This is a genomic window from Candidatus Bipolaricaulota bacterium, assembly GCA_035528115.1.
In the GTDB taxonomy this organism is placed as follows: domain Bacteria; phylum Patescibacteriota; class Patescibacteriia; order UBA11705; family DATKZF01; genus DATKZF01.
In genome coordinates, this window is the sequence record DATKZF010000002.1 from 65,168 (window position 1) to 83,555 (window position 18,388).

Below are 18,388 nucleotides of genomic sequence, written 5' to 3' on the forward strand. Positions count from 1 at the left end.
CTAAACTTAACAAAAAAACATAGTTTTGTCAAGTTTTTTGGGCTATTTTTTAAATACACAATTTTTTGCCAATTTGTCAAGTTTATTTTTTAATAAATTTAGCCAAAACTTCCACTTATGAAGTCGATTTTAAACGGATTAACTTACAATCAGAAAAGCGGCTCCAAACATGTTGGAACCGCTTCCTTTCCACCCGCATTGCGGGTAAATAAGTTAACGATTACTGATTTCCTCCGGCGGCCGTGGCCCCGGGGAGGTACATTTTCAAGGCCGCCCCGGTGCCGGTGCACCAGAGGTAGCCGCCGGCGACGGCCTGAGGATCGGACTCGTCGCAAATTGCGCCGTAGTCCGCCCAGTCGATCGGGTGGCCGGAGTTTGACGAGTCGTACTGGACGTACGTAAACTCGCAGACTCCGGAGTAAAGGATGTCGCTCGGCTGGAATCGAAATTCGATCCAGCCATCCATGTCACCGTCGTAGAACGGCCCCATCCTGCCGTCCCAGACATACGTGATGCCCAGCTGGGGACAATCCCCCAGGATCCAGACCTCCGTGTCGTTGCTCACGTATTTACGATTGAGCTTGACACAGTTGGCCTCGTACGGGCAGGGCTCGGCCACGACGTCGTCGCCGGTCTCAGTGGGAGCAGACGACCCGCTGCATGCCTCCCAGTGGAAGGTGCAGTCGGCGTTGCACCACAGCGTCCCGGTCCAGCCGTGCTTGGCGCACGACTCGCCGTTCAGCTTGGTGTAGTCGCACTCCTCGCCGGCGTCGATGACATCGTTGCCGCAGGTCGGCGACGAGTCTCCCCCGCTGCATGCCTCCCAATGGAAGGTGCAATCGGCGTTGCACCACAGCGTCCCGGACCATCCGTGCTTGGCGCACGACTCGCCGTCCAGCTGGGTATAGTCACATTCCTCGCCCGCGTCGAGTACGCCGTTGCCGCAGGTCGGCGACACCTCCCCGCCGCTGCATGCCTCCCAATGGAAGGTGCAGTCGGCGTTGCACCACAGCGTCCCGATCCAGCCGTGCTTGACGCACGACTCGCCGTCCAGCTGGGTATAGTCACATTCCTCGCCTGCGTCGAGTACGCCGTTGCCGCAGGTCTGCGACACGTCTCCACCGCTGCACGCCTCCCAGTGGAAGGTGCAGTCAGTGTTGCACCATAGCTCTCCCGACCAGCCGTGCTTCGCGCACGACTCGCCGTTCAGCTTGGTGTAGTCACATTCCTCGCCCGCATCCAGGATATCGTTTCCGCAAACCCCGGAAGGGTCAGGATCGGGGTCGGGCATGGGATTTGGCGAACACGACTCGTCGGTCAAGCCGTCGCAGTCGTTGTCCACTCCGTCCCCGCACTCCTCGTTGTAGTACTGGCACGCCCCCCACTGCCTGTTCTGGCAATGGGTGATGCCGATCTTGCAACCGGTCGGGGTGTAGCACCAATCGACTTGATTGGTCTGGCACTCGACCGTCGACAACGGCCGCTCGTTGACGTTGACGTCCACGTCGTTGTTGTTGTCGACATTGACGTTGTCAACGGCCTCGCACACGCAGGCGTTGACCGTGACGTCAACGTGCGTGCCGTCCGGACAAGTGACGGTCGCTTGCCCGTCTCTCGCGGGCGCGCTGGTCTGCTCAGCGAAGCAGAACTGCTCCGCCTCGCTCCAGCTCGCGCCGGTCGGACAGAAAGCGCACTTGCCCGTCGCGGTCAGGTGAGCCCCGACCGGACAGGTCTTGCCCGCGCCGCTCTCGTATGGCGGCGCGTACGCATTCTGGCCGGTGACTGCCGGCTGGTACTCGTAGCCAGCTTCCACACAAGCGCCGTCTTCGGCGCAGAAGTGCCCCGAAGGGCAACTGTTTTCGAAACACCCCCCCGCGTCTCCGCAGGAGGCAACCAGGAAACAGACGAAACCAAGAAAAATCAACCGTTTCATGAAACCTTCTCCTTGCCGCGATTGCGGCTCCGTCTTGAACTTTTAGGCAACTTGCCTATGGCTGAAAAGTAAACAAAAAGCCTCTCAAATCTACCTTTCAATCACAGGCAAATTCCGCTAAATTAACATATAAGTATATCATATTTAATCAAAAAAGTCAATAGTAAATAGAAAAAAACTCCAATTTTAACTTATTTTAGACAAATTTTTAAAATTAGAAGACGCTCTCGGTAAAGACCAAGAGCGTCAGTTGTGCATCCCCTCGTTGAGGGGGGTTGTTTTGATTCTTGCTAGAAGTGCAACTCGCCGTCGAGCCAGCAGCTGGTGGCGTCGCACTCCACCTGGAGCCCGCACTTGAAGACGGTGCAGTATAGCCCCTGGCCGCAGCACGCCAGAGGATTCGCGTAGTTCGCGCAGTCTCCGTACTGCGCGAAGTCGAACGGATCCCCGTCCATGCTGTTGTCCGGCTGGACGTAGGTGAACCGCAGGGTTCCCACGCCGGCCGGGACGATGAATTCGTAGTACCCGTCACCATCGGTATCCGTGAACGGACCGAGGCGATCGTCCCAATCGTAGCTAGGGCCACCGAACTTGGTCGAGCCCTCGACCACATGTCCGGCTTCGTCGATCTCATCGCCCAAGACGTAGATCTCGGGCGAGTTGCTCGTCGGGAATCCCTTGTACAGACCGATGACTCGGCCTCCCAGGGACTTCACGATCTCCGTGCACTCGAAGTTGACCGGGCCCGGACAGGCGCCGCAGTCAACCGCGCAGGTGGAGCATGTCTCCGTGCCCGCGCAGAACCCGTCTCCGCAGATGACGGGATCCTCGGAACCGCACGCTTCCAGGTGGAAGGTGCAGTCCGGGTTGCACCAGAGCTCACCGGTGTCAAACCCCAGTGACTGGCAGGTCTTGCCGTTGAGCTGGTAGTTGTCGCACTGCTCCGTGCCCTCGAGCACGTTGTTGCCGCAGATCTGAGTCGGCGTGGGCGGCGTGTTGGAACAGCCGCTCACGTCGAAGTGACACGACTCCAGGCACCCGAGGGCGCCACCACCGTTGTAGCCGAGCGTCAGGCAGGTCGCCCCGCCGAACGCCAGGCCGTCGCATTGCTCGCCGCTGTCGAGGAACCCGTCCCCGCAGTGGCTGACCGGCGGCTGCGCGCACCCGTCGTCGGGCACACCGTCGCAGTCCTCGTCGATGCCGTTGCCGCAGACCTCAACCGCGCCCGGGTGGACGCTGGCGTTGAGGTCGTTGCAGTCCTGCGACGCCGGCGACCCGTCGTGGTCGCGGTCCGGGTCGCAGTCGGCCGGACAGTTGTCGAAGCTCTCGCCGAGCTCGCACTGCCCGTTGCCGCAGATCGGTCCGCCCGACGGCGGGCAGTCCTGCGGACAGTTGGCATTGTTCTCGCCATTGCCGCAGGTTCCGTTGCCACAGATCTCTGTGGCCGACAGCGGCGGGATGATGTTGTTGACGATGACGGTACTTCCGCCCTCAGGCTTGTCCGCGCAAACGCCGTTGTTGTTCGCGGACACGCCGTCCTCGTCGCAGTGACCGACCTCGGCGCGCGCGTCGTCGAAGACGCAGCGCGTGCCGGGCAGGCACTCGTCGTTCGTGATGCACCCGGGAACGCACTTGAACGCGTTCTCCGGACACGCCAGCTCCTTGACCTCTCGACAGACAGTGCCGCAGGAGCATTGCCCCTGATCGGCTCCGCTGACGTTGGTCCCGCAATCGGGGTAGTTCACAGCCTCACAGCTGGGGACTACGGTGTAGTTTTCGTCCGTGCCGCAACCGCTCAGCGCGGCCGCGACGACCAGAGCCACCAGACACAACATGCTCTTCATGTCTCTCTCCTGTTGGGTTGCAATTTCGCGTGTTGTCAAGGTTCGTGCTGCCTCACTCGAGGCATTTTAATGACTCGCATTGATGCGGGGCATGAAAATGATTCAAGTGAAAGGAAAAGATTTCTCCACTCCGTCGTCCTTCGCCAAAGCTTCGGACGACTTCGGTCGAAATGACAAGAGTGTAAATCCTGAACTGCGCCTGCTTCTTTTCAGAAACAAACGCGGTTCAGGAGACCAACGAATAAGTGATTCGCTGGCTCCACTCCACTCCTTTCCGCCTTCAGTTGAAGGCCACGATTACGGCTAGTCGCCTAGTCGCCGTAGCCGTAGTAGGACTTTTTTGTCCCAGCGACGTGATGGCAGTGGCCAGTGCCGCAGACGATTGCGGTAATCAGTAGCCCAAGGCCGGCAGCGCTCCCAGCGGTGATACCGAAGATCTCCCAGCCCGTGAGCTTGCGCCCCTCCACGATAAACGTTGTGTCGTCGTGGTACTCGAGCGTCTGGTTCTGGTCGCTCTGCCCCTTGACCGCTCCGCTCTGCCGTCGCAGAAGCTTCTGCGGATCGGGCGGGACCAAGATGTTCTTGCCGTCCGAGCAGGTTACGCTCAGACTCTGGTTTTCTGCGGCGACGACCTTCGCCGCCGGGCACACAAGAGTGCTCCCGTCTTTGCAGGAGAACACCAGGCCTCCATCGGAGGTCGGCGTCGGCTCCTTGACGATCGGGCAGACCATCTGCCCGCTGTCCGGCTGGGGCGACGCGGCCGTCGCCTCGTTCGAGGAACGGCGCGTCGTCGTTCTCGTCGAGGTCGTCGCGCAGGACGCCATCAGAAACGTGACGCACGTGAACATTGACGCCATTCTCGCGAACCTCTTCATTTCGAATTCTCCCCCGCCGCTCGTTGCGACGCGTGGAATGTTTCCGATTCTCATTCTCAGAATCTGGGAATCTCCCAAACTGTACTCGCTTCAGAGCGAAACGCTTACGGTTTGAGAGCCGAAAGGATTTACCTCTCGGCCGCTCCTCCTTGTTGATGTGATGTGATGCAGCTTCGCGGAAGCTACTGGGACTTGCCCTTGTGCAGGTACAAGTTCCAATCGACCTTGCGCTCGGCCGCGGCGGTCTCGGGAGCGTCTCCGCCCCCCATGACCGTCACGTTCGCGTCCTCGGCCTCGACGTTCACGGTCTTGTAGACCACGATCGTCTGCCTACCGGCGGAAGGAATGTACTCCGGCCGCGGCAAGGGCATGGGCCGCGCGATGAGCTGCGTCTTCTGACGGGGACGCCGCGCGACCTGCGTGACCTTCACGCAGTCACTCTGACAGCCATCCGCCGTCGGCCGACACCGGAGCCGGTACCCTGGAAGGCACTGGCTCGGCGGGGCCGCGGTGAGCTGCACGGGTCGCTCGCCGCAACCGTCGCCGAAGCATTTCTGCTCCAGCGCGTCGAGCCGCCGTCCGTGCTCCTCGATCTCCGGCTGGACGACGCCGATAGCGTCTGCCAGACGCCCCACCTGGCTGGGCAGAACTTCCAACGAATGGTTGAAGTCCTGCCGCAAGGAATCGACATCGGCCATGTTCTGGGCAGCCAGCGCCGCCGTGTCTCCGACCACAGGAATCAATCCCGCAATCGAAGCGGCATTCTGGCCGCCCAGCGACCTTGCCTCCTCCGCCTTGACCCAGGCGGCGCCGCCGGTCTCGCCAACGGCAGACACCCTCTGGCTGTTGTAGAACAAGTAGACCAGGACGGCGACCGAAGCCGCCGCCACCACAGCCGCCAGAATCTTTCGTCCCATGATGAATTCCTCCTTTCATGGGTTCGTAGGTTTCGTCCGTAAACTCGCCACACATCGCTTTATTCTTACCTCTAAAAATAAAACGATTTAAGGCGAGAAACCCCTTGTTTTAGCCACGATTCTGGCTATTTTATTTAACCGTTCAGTATAGCATGCTTTTAATTTTTTGTCAATACTTTAAACTCCCTTTTAAAAAACTCCAGGCGCGTTCATGGAACGCGCCTTTTAAGGTGAAAAAACTACTAGATGATCATCGCCAGGAGAGCCCCGAGACCCATGGCGATGATGGAAAAGGCGATGACCTTCACCAGCAGGTCGCTGTCGCCGGAGCGATCATCGCCCTCCCCGGCCTGTCCGGCGGAGCCTTTCGGACCTTGCGGACCGACGGGACCCTGCGGACCTTCCGGACCGGCGAGTCCCTGCGGACCTTCCGGACCGACGGGTCCCTGCGGGCCTTCCGGACCGACGGGTCCCTGCGGGCCTCGGGGTCCTTCCAGACCCTGCGGGCCGGGCACGGGTTCCGGCCTCCCCGAATCGTCTTCGACGATCGGCGGAGGCGCTTCGGGTTCTTCCGGCGGCTCCACCACACGGGTGGTGAGAGCCGCCGGATCCACGACCGCGATGAGGCGGTGGCACCCGGGACAGATGAGCTCCTGCCCGGGCAAGGCCTGCTCCCGCGCGACCTCGATCTGCCGGTCGCAGGCCGCGCAGACGAGAGGAACGAACTCTTCGCCCTCCTCGTCGTCGCCGTCGCCACCATCCTCGTCATCGGTGGCGTCGTCGCCGTCGCCGTCGTCGTCGTCGGCTGCGTCGCCGTCGTCGTCGTTGTCCGGAGGCGGAGCATCCGCCCCCACCGGCATGTCCAAGCCGCAAACGTTGCACTGCGACGCGCCCGCGGGCACGGCCGCGCCGCACTCGCACTTACGGCCGGAGGGCTCGGGTACGGACACGATCTCTCCTTTCTCGTTGATGCGAAATACCTGCCCGCACGTCTCGCAAATCCCCTCCGCGCCGGCGACAGCCGACTCGTCAGGGATCTCGCCCACCGCCCCGCAATCGGGGTTAGGACATTTGATCTCCATCTCTGTTTCCTTTCCCCAAATCCCATGGATTCGGGTTTTTTTATCATCCAAGTCCAACACGGAAAATCATAATATATTATCACATTAAGTAAATTCTGTCAATAGATAAAAGAACTCATTTCAATTAAAAAAAGCTATTTCCCTTGGGAAAATAGCCTTTGCTAGTAGTTCAACGCATTAACCTGATTGACGAGCGCTTCGAGCTGAGCCGAAATCCCATCAATCTTTTGCTCAGTCGACGGCGTCTGCCGCTCCACCTTCGCGGCCACCACAGCCTCCTTTGGGGGGGCAATGATTTTGTCCGCGGGGAGCGGCGAGAATTCGCACTGAAGCGCGGCCGAGGAGACCGATTCCAGCCGTTTTTGCGTCTCCTCGATTTGCCGAGAAAGCGCGGCGATCCGAGCCTCGAGACGAGCAAATTCTTCTCGCGACCCATTTGAATCACCGGCCTTTTCGAGCGCCTTTTGCGCCCGCTTCAGCTGTTTGCCTTGCTCTTGCAGGGTCTCGCCTTGGGCTTTCATTTCTTTCGAAATTCGAGCCAGTTTCTTGCTCATATCGCCTGCCGCGTATTGCCGAGCCTCCACAGCGGTGAGGCGTCTGCCGAGATTCCTGCCGAGCTTACGAAACGGTTCAGCCCATTTCTTCCCGGCCGCGGCAAGAACGGCCAGAGCCTTTTGCGTCGCGTTCTGGATTTCAAGCCGAGCCGCGGCCGCTTCCTTCAACGCCTGGTCGACGGCCTGCTCCTTCTTGGCATACTTCTCCGAGAAAGAGCTCATGCCTTCAACCACGCGCATAACCTGCGGCAAGCTTTTTTCCAGCGCGCTCTGCGTGGCCTGACTTTTCTTGACGCTGATTTCAGCCTGCTTGCCGATGTCTCTGACCTCGATCAAAGACTTGTCGAGGTCTTGTCGCTTGATCGCGCTCGCGTCAAGCGCGGTAATCCTCCAACCCAGCTCAGAATAGTGCCTTTCCTGCAGGTAGAAAGCCACAATACCCGGGCTGCCAAGCACGACGGCGATGAGGATCGCCAGGGCTGGTCGCCAGTCATAGCTGACGCCACCATCAACGATCTTGTCCGGGTGGGATTCCACTCCGCCGGGCACAATATTATGCCAGTCATTCTCTGCCGGCAAAGCCCCCGACGGCGCGGCCGGCTGATCTTCAGCCGACTCTCCAGGAGGCTCAACAGTCTCTTCGTGTTGGAGAGCCGCCGCCGCAGGTGCCTCGGCATGAACCTCCACTACGAAATCCGCCGGCTGAGCATCCTGATGGATCAAGCCGTATTCAGCTATCGCAGCAGCCAGATCATCCGTGACGGACTCCTCATCATCGGTCTCAGACGCCGCGGCCGCGTCAGCGGACACCGGAACCAAGTCCCGATCCGTCGGATCCGGCGCTTGAGCAGGGCGACGCTGAACCGGTGTCGAAGTCGGCATCTGATCAAATGCCTCGAACGTCCCCTCTCCGTCAACCAAGCGTAGCATTATGCCGCAGTTGGGGCATGGTTCTTCATGCCCCTGATTCAGGTTTTCCACTTCAGCGGGTTTGACTTGCAAAGTCGCCTCGCAAATGGGGCACTTCCATGGCGTTTGCATGATACCTCCAGAAAACGGTTGCGGGTTTGCTGATTTTCCGACATCTTAACTTAATACAAAAGCTAAATTTAATCAAGCACAACAATAAAAACACCGAGAGTCATCCAACTCTCGGGTTTTTAAATATATAATTTTTTTTAATGTTTATTGCGCGTTTTCTTGATGAGTTTTGGGCATAATATCGATTTCTTCTTCCGGATAATATGAATAAGTTTCGATTTCCGCTCGTTTTTTGGCGGCGGATTCCAAAGCCTCTTCCTCCTCAACATTTTCGATTATTTTAATCGGCCGTCTCTTTTTTTTGCCGCGACCGGTCGCGTTCGGCGAAAGAGCCACATAAGAGATGCCGATAATGGCGCCGATCAATATTCCCAAAAACGCGTTCAACACGAAATTGGGCTTGACCGGATATCTCGAAACCAAAACATTATCAACGATTTTAATACTGACATTGGAGGAGCCGATATACTCTTGGCCTTGCTTGGCCAAAACATCGGCCACGGCATTGGCCAATTCTCCCGCTTTGTATTGACTGCCGTCATAAACGATAATTTGCAAAATGCCCGTGCCTCTTTTTACCTGAGTTTCCACGGTTCTGGCCCATTCTTGTCGTCTTTTGTATTCCAAAGGATCAAAAGAACTTCTCGAGACATCATAGCCCGAATTCATGACTTTATCGAAAAAAGTCGAAGTATAAACCAATTGAGACAAACTGTCGGCCACTCTTTCCGCGGAACGCGAAGCGCTGTAAATATCGTAATTCACGTCCCCCGTTTGAATAATCAAAAGACTGATTGAAGCCGAATATTTAAGAGGTTGAAATAAACTGAAAATCAACGTTAACAACAACACAAAAGAAGTTATGAGAATGATTACCCCTTTTCTTTTTGAGACTTGAGATAAAATTAAAATTTCATTTGATTGCATACCTCCTGATTATAACACAATATCGCATTCTTGGCAAGGTCGATTTATTTTTACTCTAAAATGACGGTTTTTTCAATATTCTCAACTCCTCGCAAAATTTTCATCACAATCTCCTGCCCGGGCTTGTATGATTGAACCAATTTCGTCAAAGTATCGCTCGAAGTGATGGTTTCACCCTCGATTGAAATTATTATATCTCCCGGCAATAAACCCGCTTTCTGAGCCGGACTTTGCGCCATAACGGCCGGCCACAAATCGGAAGCGAAAATTAAGGCGCCGTTTTTCACATCAGCATATTTGTCCCAGCCGATTGATTCGCTCAAATCAATGAAATGAACGCCCAAAACCGGCCGAACTATTTTTTTCTCCGAAACGGCTTGCTTGATCACCATTTGAATATTATCGATGGCCAGAGCCGTGTTTTCGGAAGTGACAATGCCAAAAACCTGGCCGTCCAAATTAACCAAAGGCGCGCCAAGCCATTTCTTATCGAGCGTCTCAATCAATTTTATTTCTTGATAATGAATTTCCGAAGAATGTATTAAGTCGCCCTTTTTCTCGGCGGAAGAAAAATATAAACGTTCTATGTTCGTCGGCAAAATATTATTTCCGGAAATAACCAAAGCCGTCTGGCCGCTGGATAAATATTCCCGACTTATCAAATTGACCACGGGCAAATCCTTGGCGTCAATTTTTATAAAACACGCCGTCGTGCCGGAATCGCAAACGGTCTCTTCGATCGAATAAACTTTTTTATCGAAAGAAACCGCCACTTCCTCGCCGCTTCCGCCCAAAACGCTTTTGTCCGTCAATATCCAACCGTCCGCGGTCATGATCGCGCCGACGCCCCGCGCGTCGTTTTCCAATAAAATATCATCGTACGAATTTGATTTTCTGCGAAACGCGTAAAAATCAACAATGGCCGGCCTGACGCTTTCAATGGTCGAATACACGGACAAATCTTTTTCGGACAAAATATCTTTTAATTTTTTATCCTGCTTGGCGGTCAACTCGTCCAAACGCTGACTCAAAGTTTGAATTTTTTGTTCATCTGGAACTCCACCGGAAAGGAAAGAGTCCAGCCATAATTCCCCCAAGACTCCGGAAATGAAACCGAAAATCACGGACACGATTATCACGGACAAAATTTGCGCGTAAAACTTGGAAAAGAATTTTTTCATATTTAATTATATCCACTGAGCAGTCAACAAAATCACTGCAAAGCAAACTGCGCTGATTATTACAAAATTAATGATTCTTTTTTTATCCAAACTGCCGAGCAGAAAAAATCTCGCCAAACCGGTCATCAAATAAAAAGCGATGGTCATCACCAAACCGTTGACGAAATAGCTGGTCGGCAAATAATACAAGGCGCCGAAAAGCTCCACCAAAATAAACGAAATCGAAAAAACAAAAATCCTGCCATCGGAAAACTTTATTTTGTTAACCCAGAAAAGTTGATACGTCAACAGACAAGAAACCAACAAGACCGTCAGCGCCAAGAACAACGAATTGATTTTCAAAAAAACCACCATGGCGTAGACGAACGAACAAAACAGAAAAACCGTCAAAATATTCAAGTACCAAGAAAAATTTTCCAATGAATACGGCTGGTATCTGGCCGGATAAAATTTAAAATCCAATATTCTGCCCAAATACAGGAACAAAACAATCCCTGAAAAAACAGCAAAAAGATGCAGAGTCCAACCTTTATTTAAAAATAACGAAAAACTGATTGATGAAATCACGTAAATCAACGGACTGATTACCAGCCCCCAAAACCCGGGACGCAACTTCCAGCGATTGAACATCAATAAGGCGAAGAAAACGAGAACCGCGCTGAGCGAGCCGAAAATCCAGAGCAGATTTTCATTCAACATGATAATCTCAATGGTCAAGACAAGCATTATGGACGTCAAAAATTGCGCTAACTTGTTGATTAAAAACATAAATTATTCAGTCGCCCTTTGCTTCATCCTATCCAAGGCGTCTCTTTCTTCAAATAATTCCTTAATCAAAATACTGATGGCCGTGGCCACGGGGATGGCGAGCACAGCGCCGATCACCCCTCCCACTTTCGCGCCGATAAGCAAAGCGATCACGCTGATGATCGGATTTAAGCCCACCGCCTTTTGCATTATTTTGGGCACCAGCAAATGATTTTCCAGCTGTTGAATAATTACGAACAAAATCAGTACGAGCAAAGCCTTGAGCGGCGATTGAGCGAACGCCAGAAAAATGGCGGGAATCGAGCTGATGATCGGCCCGATGTAGGGAATAAATTCTCCGATGGCCGCTATCAAAGCCAAAATCAATGCGTACTTCACGCCCAAAATCAACAACCCTATGTATGAAAAAATTCCGATTATCAAACTCAAAATCAACTGGCCTTTAAGCCAAGCGCCAATTTTCTTCTGGATCTTATTGATTAGCATCACGACAAAATCTTGGTATCGAGATGGCAAAACGGCTCGCAAAGTTCGTTTGATGGCGTCTTCTTCCACGGTCATGTAAAACGTGATCACCAAAATCACCAAGAACGAAAACAGCCCGCCAAAGATGCTGGCCACCGTTGAAAAAATACTGCCGGCCGCTTTGGTCAGGGAAGAACTGATTGATGACGCGTTGTCAGCGGATTGCTCAAATCCGAATTTGTCGGAATATTCTTTGACAAAAGAAAAAGCTTGCGTGACTTTTTCATAATATCGAGGAAAATTGTCCGCCAACTCGCTTACCTGATGGGCGATCGGCGGAATGATCAAAACAACGGCGGATCCGACGATGGCGATGGCCACCAAATAAACCAACAAAACGCTGACGCCTCGAGGAATTTTTTTGTTTTCCAAATAATCAACCCAAGAATCTATCGCCGAGGCGAAAATCAAAGCCACGAAAATCAGAGCCAGCACGTCTTTGATCAAATACAGAAAATACAAACTCAAAACAACCAAAAAAAACTTAACAATCGAAACAAAGGAGATATTTATCGTCCTGTGATTTTTCATATTTTTGATAAATGAAATGATGTTATCATTATACAATAATTTTTAAAAAACAGCTAATAACGCCGCGGCGGCAACCGAGCTTGACAAATTTCGTCTTTTTTGCTACTATAATCAACTCTGCGATAAATTCGCGGAATTGTTCATTAATATCGCTCCGCTAGGACGCACATTTGGGCGTTATTTCAAATAAAATCCAAACGTGTGCCCTAGAGGGGCAAAAGGCCCCCCTCGTGGGGGACGAATGCTATTAATTACTAACATCAACCCACAAGGTTGACGTTGGATTTAGCCTTCCCTCATGAGCGCACTATAAAAAGGACAACAAGACAAACAGGAAAAAAATAAGAAAAGAGAAAGAGAAGAAAGCAGTACAAAAGAAGAAAGAAACCCCAGACGGTCCAACCCGATGTTGAAAAAACCCATGCAACCCCACCCACCCATGCTTACCCCAAACCTTTTCAACATTACTCCCGTCCCGCCCCAACCCACCTTGTACCCGCTTCTCTCAACCTTTCTCACTCCTGACAATGCACCTATTGTCCTTTTTTCTTTTTAAACGTATTATTTATAATATTGAATATGAAACCCGTCTATAATAAACAAGCGCATTTCGATTATGAAATCCTGGAGAAATTCGAGGCGGGTTTGAAATTGACGGGCGCGGAAGTAAAAGCGGTCAAAGCCGGGGGCATTAACTTAAAAGGTTCCTATGTCACGCTCAAACAACAACCCAAAACCGAGGTTTTTTTAATCAACGCTCACATTTCAAAATATAAACCGGCCGGCGAGCAACCGGAATACGACCCGACAGGGTCTCGCAAACTGCTTTTGCGCAAAGAAGAAATCAATAAATTAACGGGTATTTTACGGCAAAAAGGCTTGACATTCGTCCCTCTTCGGGTGTATACTAAGCACAACCTCGTTAAATTGGAATTCGGCGTCGGCCGAGGCAAGAAACGATTCGAGAAAAAAGACAGCATCAAAAAAAGAGAGAATGATCGAAAAATTGAACGAGCGATGAAGCAATATTAATGATACGTGTTACGTGATGCATGATACGTGGATAACGGGGATGATCGGCTTCGACGGGAGTCCTGAAATCAAAAGCGCGAAATGAGCTGTCAGCCGCTCATTAAACTGCTGGCAAATCCAATAAGTGCAACAAATGTACTGGCGAAAGTCAAAAGCTTATTTCAAGCTCCGGCTTTTGCTCCCGTTCTTGCCTAAAAGTGAGAACCGTCCGCTTGCCGATACTCGATGAGCAAACCGGACGTCAATATCGAGTTAGGCCGTCGCCATGCCAAAAGCGCCGACTGAAATAAAACGGCTCGGCCCGCTCGGAGTTTCGTTTATCTTTAATCCGGCGGTCTTAAATGATAAGATAAACTATTTTCGTAGATGCTTTTTATTTCAACTTCCAGACGCGGGTTCGATTCCCGCCATCTCCACCATTCGACTCGCTCCGCTCGCTCATGGTGTTCCACCACCTGCAAATCAAATTAATTACATTATTTTCTAAAAAAATGAGAAGGTACTATAAATTCGGCAGAAAGCCGCAAAAGCAAAGAGTCAAATACCCGATCAACGAGGCCATCAAGGCTCTCGAGGTGAATGTCATTGACGAAACGGGCAAACCGCTCGGCATCATGCCGACCGCAAAGGCCATTTCCGATGCCGCGGAACGGGGATTTGATCTGATCGCGGTGTCGCCCAAAGCCGTTCCGCCGGTGGTCAAATTCGCGGATTACGGCAAACTGCAATACCAACAAGAAAAATTGTTAAAAAAACAAAAGACTCTACAAAAAAAAGCTGACCTCAAGGGCATACGGCTATCGGCCAAAATCAGCGACCATGACGCGGAATTGAAAAGAAATCAGGCCAACAAATTTCTGGAAAAAGGCCACAAAGTGAAAATAGAAGTGATTGTTCGAGGCAGAGAACACAATCATCTGCCAATGATCAAAGAAATGATTTATAAATTTATCAATAATTTATCCGTTGAACACATAATCGAACAAGATTTGGCGAAACAGGGCAGCAAATTATCAGCCGTTGTGGCTCCAAAATCTTAAAATTATATGGCAAAAATGAAAACAATTAAAGCGGTCAGTAAAAGAATCAAAGTGACTAAAAATGACAAGTTGATCATCCGCAAAGGAGGACAAGATCATTTTAATTCCAGAGAAAGCGGCAAGACCGGCAGAAACAAGAAACGAGACATCCAGATGTCCGGCGTCAACAAAAAAAATGTCAAGAATTTTATTCCGTACAATAAATAAACTTAATCACTAATCATCATTTAAGATCATATGCCTAGAGTAAAACGCGGGAAATCGCATTTAAAGAAAAGAAAAAGTCTGCTTTCCAAGACCAAGGGTTTTAGACATGGGAAAAAGAAATTAATCAAGCAAGCAAAGACTGTCGTACTCAAGGCCGGCAAATCAGCGTTCAAGGACAGACGAGCAAAAAAAAGAACGGCCAGAGCGCTCTGGCAAATCAAATTAAACGCGGCCGCCAGAGAACACGGGCTCAGCTACAGCCAATTCATCAAAAAATTAAAGGACAAAAAAGTTGAGCTCGACAGAAAAGTCTTGGCCGACCTGGCTGAGAATCATCCGAAAATATTCGAAAAGATCATCAAAGAAATTTCATAAAACCATAAAAAAATCAGCTGCTAAGCTGATTTTTTTATTATCGTTTGATATTCTTCGTATAATTTCTTGAATTCCTCTGAAATCTCCAACAAATTTTTTATCGCTTCCCTTTCTTCGGCCGAAGGCTTCGAAAGATCAATGTAAAAATCTTTGGCAATCTTCTTTTCCAAAATCTTCTTGCGCTTTTCCGGCCGCGCCGCTTTGTCAATGAGCGGAGCAGTACGCTCATCTCCCGACGGCCGATGCCTGTTTTTTATTTGGCATGACGCGGGCAAAAGTTTAAAATAACCCGGCAGCAATTTTTTTACAAAAAAAGGATTGGACGGCCGCTTGTCTTTGGTCAAAGATTGCGCCAAGGCGAAATATTTTTCCAAATAAGGGAAATGTCCGAGTTGGACGACCAAACGGCTCAAAACATGTTTTTTGATTCCTCTTATGCATTCCGCCAAATTATTTATTCTCTCTTTTTCTGTTTCAGCTCCAATGGCGTCCATCATCTCATTTAATGCCGCTTCTTCCTCGGGCGTCATATTTTTCAAAAAATCTTGAGCGTAAACATCCATTTCTTTTATTTTGCCCAAAGCTTTTTCTTTTTCACCCCTTTCCTTCTCCATTCTTAAACATTTCAAGCGAGCGGCTGATTGTGAGAATAAACGCGACTCCCCTTTTTCCATCTCTACGGTCTCTTCTTTTTCACCGGCTTTGCCGGTCCTGATTTTTTCCAAAATCTCATTGACCAAACTCTCATCGTCATTAAGTTGTTTTTTGTTTTTGTTCCGCATAAATATTGATTGGGAAAACCGATGCTTCCTTAAAACATTATAGCCGATTTTGGCAAAAGCATAAAGCCGAATGTGTTTTTTTTCACTAAAACGGACTTGACCGATTAAAGAAGTTTGGCTATAATGATAACGTCTTTGACGCAAAATTCAGGCTGTTGGATCGGTGGTGTAGCTGGTTAACACGCCGCCCTGTCACGGCGGAGATCGCGGGTTCGAGTCCCGTCCGATCCGCCAGCCTGAATCTTGCGTTTTAAGCAAATGAAAAACCATCGCCCAAGCGATGATTTTTTTATGTCCGCAAATTTGGGTTCAATCGATTGAACCCAAATTTGCGGCAACGAAACTTCATGGAAGCATCGCCGCCTACTGCCTTCTTCCTTTCCTTTGACAGTAATAAAAGGTCAAGCCGCCGGCCATCGCGGAAACCGCCCAAATGCCGAGACAAATGGCGGCAAACCGCTGACTAGGCAACGCTGACGCGTCAGCGATTCCCTTGATCAAGATGCCCCAGATCAAGAGAAACATGACCGTCAAGCCGACAAGCCACCCACGAACCGCGCCTTTCATGACTCCTCCAGGGTTTTGTCCACGATTCTGTATTATATCATGTTTTATCAAAAAAGTCAATACCACAAACAAAAAAATCCCCTTCGTGAGGATTTTGCATAATTTGACAATCACCCTGAAAACAAATAAGCTTTTCGAGAACCGCCAAACAGGAGGACGACCGTGAAACCAAACTCCAACAATGGAAATGGCTCGCCGCGCGATCCACAAGCCTGTTTTTCACAGCGCATTTTCGGAAAACGCAATGCTTGGGCCATTGTTGACCCAAGGGCACGCGATGTGTATTTGATAAACGTGGGAAAACGATCCGCCGCGGAAGCTCGCTGGTCTTCGACTCGCCAGCTACTCGAGAAAAAAGCGCCGGATTTCCCCGAATGGGCTAAAAGCAAAACCATCCGGTTGTTCAAGGACTATGGCTTTCACAAACCGCGATGATCGGAAATTAATCAATTTCCGATTTTAAAATTCTTTTTTGATCCGCTCTATTTGTTTATCAATTTTTTTCTTAATTTCCGTTCTTTGCCCTTTTCGAAGGGACATAAAAATAATGAAAAACACTGAGATCAACGCGACCAAAACGCTGAAAAGCTGAGCCCAACGAACGCCGAAAACAATCGGGCTATAGTCGACTCTCAAAAACTCCATATTGAATCTGATGATCGAATAGCCCAGAAGATATGAAAAGAAAATTACGCCATTTTTTATCGAGATATTTTTTTTAAATCTCAGCCATACCAAAAGCAACAACGCTCCGAGCAAAACGATGTTAAGCAATGACTCATACAAAAACGCGGGATGGAAATATTTATCGGCCAAATATTCGACCGGCCGAAAGGCGGACAAAATCGGAATGCCCCAAGGCAAATCGGTTGGCTGGCCGAAAAGCTCCTGATTGAAATAATTGCCCCAGCGTCCGATAATCTGCGCGCACACCAAGCCGATGGCTGATAAATCGAAAAGGTCTTTCCAATTAACTTTTTTCATTCTGGCAAAAAAATAAGTCGCTAAAAAAGCTCCGATCATGACGCCATGCACCGCGAGTCCTCCTTGCCATATTTTCAAAACATCAAGAGGTCTGTCTTTATAAAATTCAAAAGCGTAAAGCACGTAATAAATTCTGCCTCCGACAAGACCGGCGATGGCCCACCAGAAAACAAGATCAAACAGCCAATCTTTTTTTATTTTAAAATATTTCGCCAATGCTCTGGCCAAAAACAATCCGGCCAAGCCTCCGAGAACCATGAGCAAGCCGTACCAATGGACGTCCAGCGGTCCAATGGAAAAAGCGATCGGCTTGGGAGAAAATGTGTGCAAAAAAATATTCATAAAAAATGGATTAATTCAATTGATTGCATTATAGCACAACAAAATATTTTTTTTAATTTAAAAAGCCTTTGGCGTGGCCAAAGGTCTATGGGCGGCAGTCGCGAAGGCTCGCCTGCAGGATCGCGAACGGCGATTGCATCAGCGGCGGTGGATCCGCCTGCGAGCGCGGGCGCGCGGCGCTTGTTCGAGCCGGTTGCCAGTCCGGATCAGGGACCTCATCGTAGCGAGGCCCGCGACCGAACTCGAAATCCTCAGGGATCGTCCGGAGCCGCTTGTTCGTCAGATCCTCTCGATAGTCTCTCGGCATGGATTCCCTCCTTGGGTTGCCGGGTTGCGGGAAACAATAACAATAAAATATCAAATGGGAAGAGGCCTGTCAAGAGACAAAAAGAAAACCCCGCTTAATCGCGGGGTCTTCTCTCTTTAGGCTTTTGCCGTTGCAATACGCAACATTTATTGTAATAACAAAGGAATCACTTCCCTTGTTTATTATAATTTACTAAAAATTGTTTTTGCCGTCAAGATCTTCAATTATCAATGTGGATAACTACTTCATTTTCAGCTCTTTTTGAACATCTCGCCAGCGAGCCTTCAATTCTTTGTTGATTTCATCCAAAGTCTTGTTGGCGGTTTTCTTTTTCTTTTTGTATTCCGCGACCACGCCATCAACGATTTTCTCATACTTGTCTTTGGTCATGCTTTTCGCTTTTTCCACTTCGCCGATGATTTTACCGCTCATTTCTTTGGCCAAATTTTTAATGTCGGCTCTCGTTTGCTTGCCTGACTTGGGAGCCAGCAAAATAGCCGCGGCCGCGCCGATCACCGCGCCGATGGCGGCTCCGGCCAAAAATGTTTTCTTTTTCATATTTGTTTGCTCTTTA

At 50.5% G+C, this 18,388-nt stretch carries 18 protein-coding genes, 1 tRNA gene and 1 other RNA gene; 6 read left to right on the forward strand and 14 right to left on the reverse strand.

Annotated features, from left to right (window positions below):
* Positions 1-220: 220 nt before the first annotated feature.
* The 10 genes from VMX18_01640 to VMX18_01685 form a co-directional block, all read right to left on the reverse strand.
* On the reverse strand, positions 221-1,933 hold the full coding sequence (locus VMX18_01640) for a hypothetical protein (protein ID HUT22093.1): 1,713 nt from the start codon (positions 1,931-1,933) through the stop codon (positions 221-223).
* 290 nt (positions 1,934-2,223) lie between these two features.
* The gene (locus VMX18_01645; protein HUT22094.1) at positions 2,224-3,777 is read right to left on the reverse strand and encodes a putative metal-binding motif-containing protein; all 1,554 of its coding nucleotides are present in this window, start codon (positions 3,775-3,777) and stop codon (positions 2,224-2,226) included.
* A 311-nt stretch (positions 3,778-4,088) separates the two neighbouring features.
* Complete coding sequence (locus VMX18_01650; GenBank protein HUT22095.1) at positions 4,089-4,730, reverse strand: hypothetical protein; 642 nt, start codon at positions 4,728-4,730, stop codon at positions 4,089-4,091.
* Between the two features lie 104 nt (positions 4,731-4,834).
* Positions 4,835-5,569, reverse strand: a complete 735-nt coding sequence (locus tag VMX18_01655; protein ID HUT22096.1) for a hypothetical protein — start codon at positions 5,567-5,569, stop codon at positions 4,835-4,837.
* A gap of 242 nt (positions 5,570-5,811) precedes the next feature.
* A complete protein-coding gene (locus VMX18_01660; protein ID HUT22097.1) occupies positions 5,812-6,651 on the reverse strand; it encodes a hypothetical protein in 840 nt (279 codons plus the stop codon).
* 161 nt (positions 6,652-6,812) lie between these two features.
* Positions 6,813-8,246: a hypothetical protein gene (locus VMX18_01665; GenBank protein ID HUT22098.1), complete on the reverse strand. Its 1,434-nt coding sequence runs from the start codon at positions 8,244-8,246 to the stop codon at positions 6,813-6,815.
* A 144-nt stretch (positions 8,247-8,390) separates the two neighbouring features.
* Positions 8,391-9,173, reverse strand: a complete 783-nt coding sequence (locus VMX18_01670) for a hypothetical protein (GenBank protein ID HUT22099.1) — start codon at positions 9,171-9,173, stop codon at positions 8,391-8,393.
* A gap of 50 nt (positions 9,174-9,223) precedes the next feature.
* Positions 9,224-10,354 (reverse strand): PDZ domain-containing protein, encoded by a 1,131-nt coding sequence (locus VMX18_01675; GenBank protein HUT22100.1) that lies wholly within the window; start codon positions 10,352-10,354, stop codon positions 9,224-9,226.
* A gap of 6 nt (positions 10,355-10,360) precedes the next feature.
* Positions 10,361-11,122, reverse strand: coding sequence for a hypothetical protein (locus tag VMX18_01680; GenBank protein ID HUT22101.1), 762 nt, complete (start codon positions 11,120-11,122; stop codon positions 10,361-10,363).
* 3 nt (positions 11,123-11,125) lie between these two features.
* A complete protein-coding gene (locus tag VMX18_01685; GenBank protein HUT22102.1) occupies positions 11,126-12,178 on the reverse strand; it encodes an AI-2E family transporter in 1,053 nt (350 codons plus the stop codon).
* A 579-nt stretch (positions 12,179-12,757) separates the two neighbouring features.
* On the opposite strand from VMX18_01685, the gene smpB reads away from it, so the two are divergent.
* The 5 genes from smpB to rplT all read left to right on the forward strand — a co-directional run bounded on the left by smpB (position 12,758) and on the right by rplT (position 14,832).
* Positions 12,758-13,210: an SsrA-binding protein SmpB gene (gene smpB, locus VMX18_01690; GenBank protein HUT22103.1), complete on the forward strand. Its 453-nt coding sequence runs from the start codon at positions 12,758-12,760 to the stop codon at positions 13,208-13,210.
* Positions 13,211-13,246: 36 nt separating this feature from the next.
* Positions 13,247-13,629, forward strand: a transfer-messenger RNA (tmRNA) gene (gene ssrA / locus VMX18_01695).
* Between the two features lie 72 nt (positions 13,630-13,701).
* Complete coding sequence (infC, locus tag VMX18_01700) at positions 13,702-14,250, forward strand: translation initiation factor IF-3 (GenBank protein HUT22104.1); 549 nt, start codon at positions 13,702-13,704, stop codon at positions 14,248-14,250.
* A gap of 6 nt (positions 14,251-14,256) precedes the next feature.
* Positions 14,257-14,457: a 50S ribosomal protein L35 gene (locus tag VMX18_01705; GenBank protein ID HUT22105.1), complete on the forward strand. Its 201-nt coding sequence runs from the start codon at positions 14,257-14,259 to the stop codon at positions 14,455-14,457.
* 30 nt (positions 14,458-14,487) lie between these two features.
* On the forward strand, positions 14,488-14,832 hold the full coding sequence (gene rplT, locus VMX18_01710; GenBank protein ID HUT22106.1) for a 50S ribosomal protein L20: 345 nt from the start codon (positions 14,488-14,490) through the stop codon (positions 14,830-14,832).
* 20 nt (positions 14,833-14,852) lie between these two features.
* Here the strand turns inward: rplT and VMX18_01715 are convergent, their stop codons facing one another.
* Entirely contained in the window at positions 14,853-15,614 is a 762-nt protein-coding gene (locus VMX18_01715; GenBank protein HUT22107.1) for a hypothetical protein, read from the reverse strand.
* Between the two features lie 157 nt (positions 15,615-15,771).
* Between VMX18_01715 and VMX18_01720 the strand changes: the two genes are divergently transcribed.
* A tRNA-Asp gene (locus VMX18_01720) sits at positions 15,772-15,848 on the forward strand.
* 129 nt (positions 15,849-15,977) lie between these two features.
* Here the strand turns inward: VMX18_01720 and VMX18_01725 are convergent.
* From VMX18_01725 to VMX18_01735, 3 genes are all read right to left on the reverse strand, one after another.
* Entirely contained in the window at positions 15,978-16,181 is a 204-nt protein-coding gene (locus VMX18_01725) for a hypothetical protein (GenBank protein HUT22108.1), read from the reverse strand.
* Between the two features lie 459 nt (positions 16,182-16,640).
* Positions 16,641-17,507, reverse strand: coding sequence for a prolipoprotein diacylglyceryl transferase (gene lgt / locus VMX18_01730; GenBank protein HUT22109.1), 867 nt, complete (start codon positions 17,505-17,507; stop codon positions 16,641-16,643).
* A gap of 547 nt (positions 17,508-18,054) precedes the next feature.
* The gene (locus tag VMX18_01735; GenBank protein ID HUT22110.1) at positions 18,055-18,372 is read right to left on the reverse strand and encodes a YtxH domain-containing protein; all 318 of its coding nucleotides are present in this window, start codon (positions 18,370-18,372) and stop codon (positions 18,055-18,057) included.
* Between the last annotated feature and the right edge of the window lie 16 nt (positions 18,373-18,388).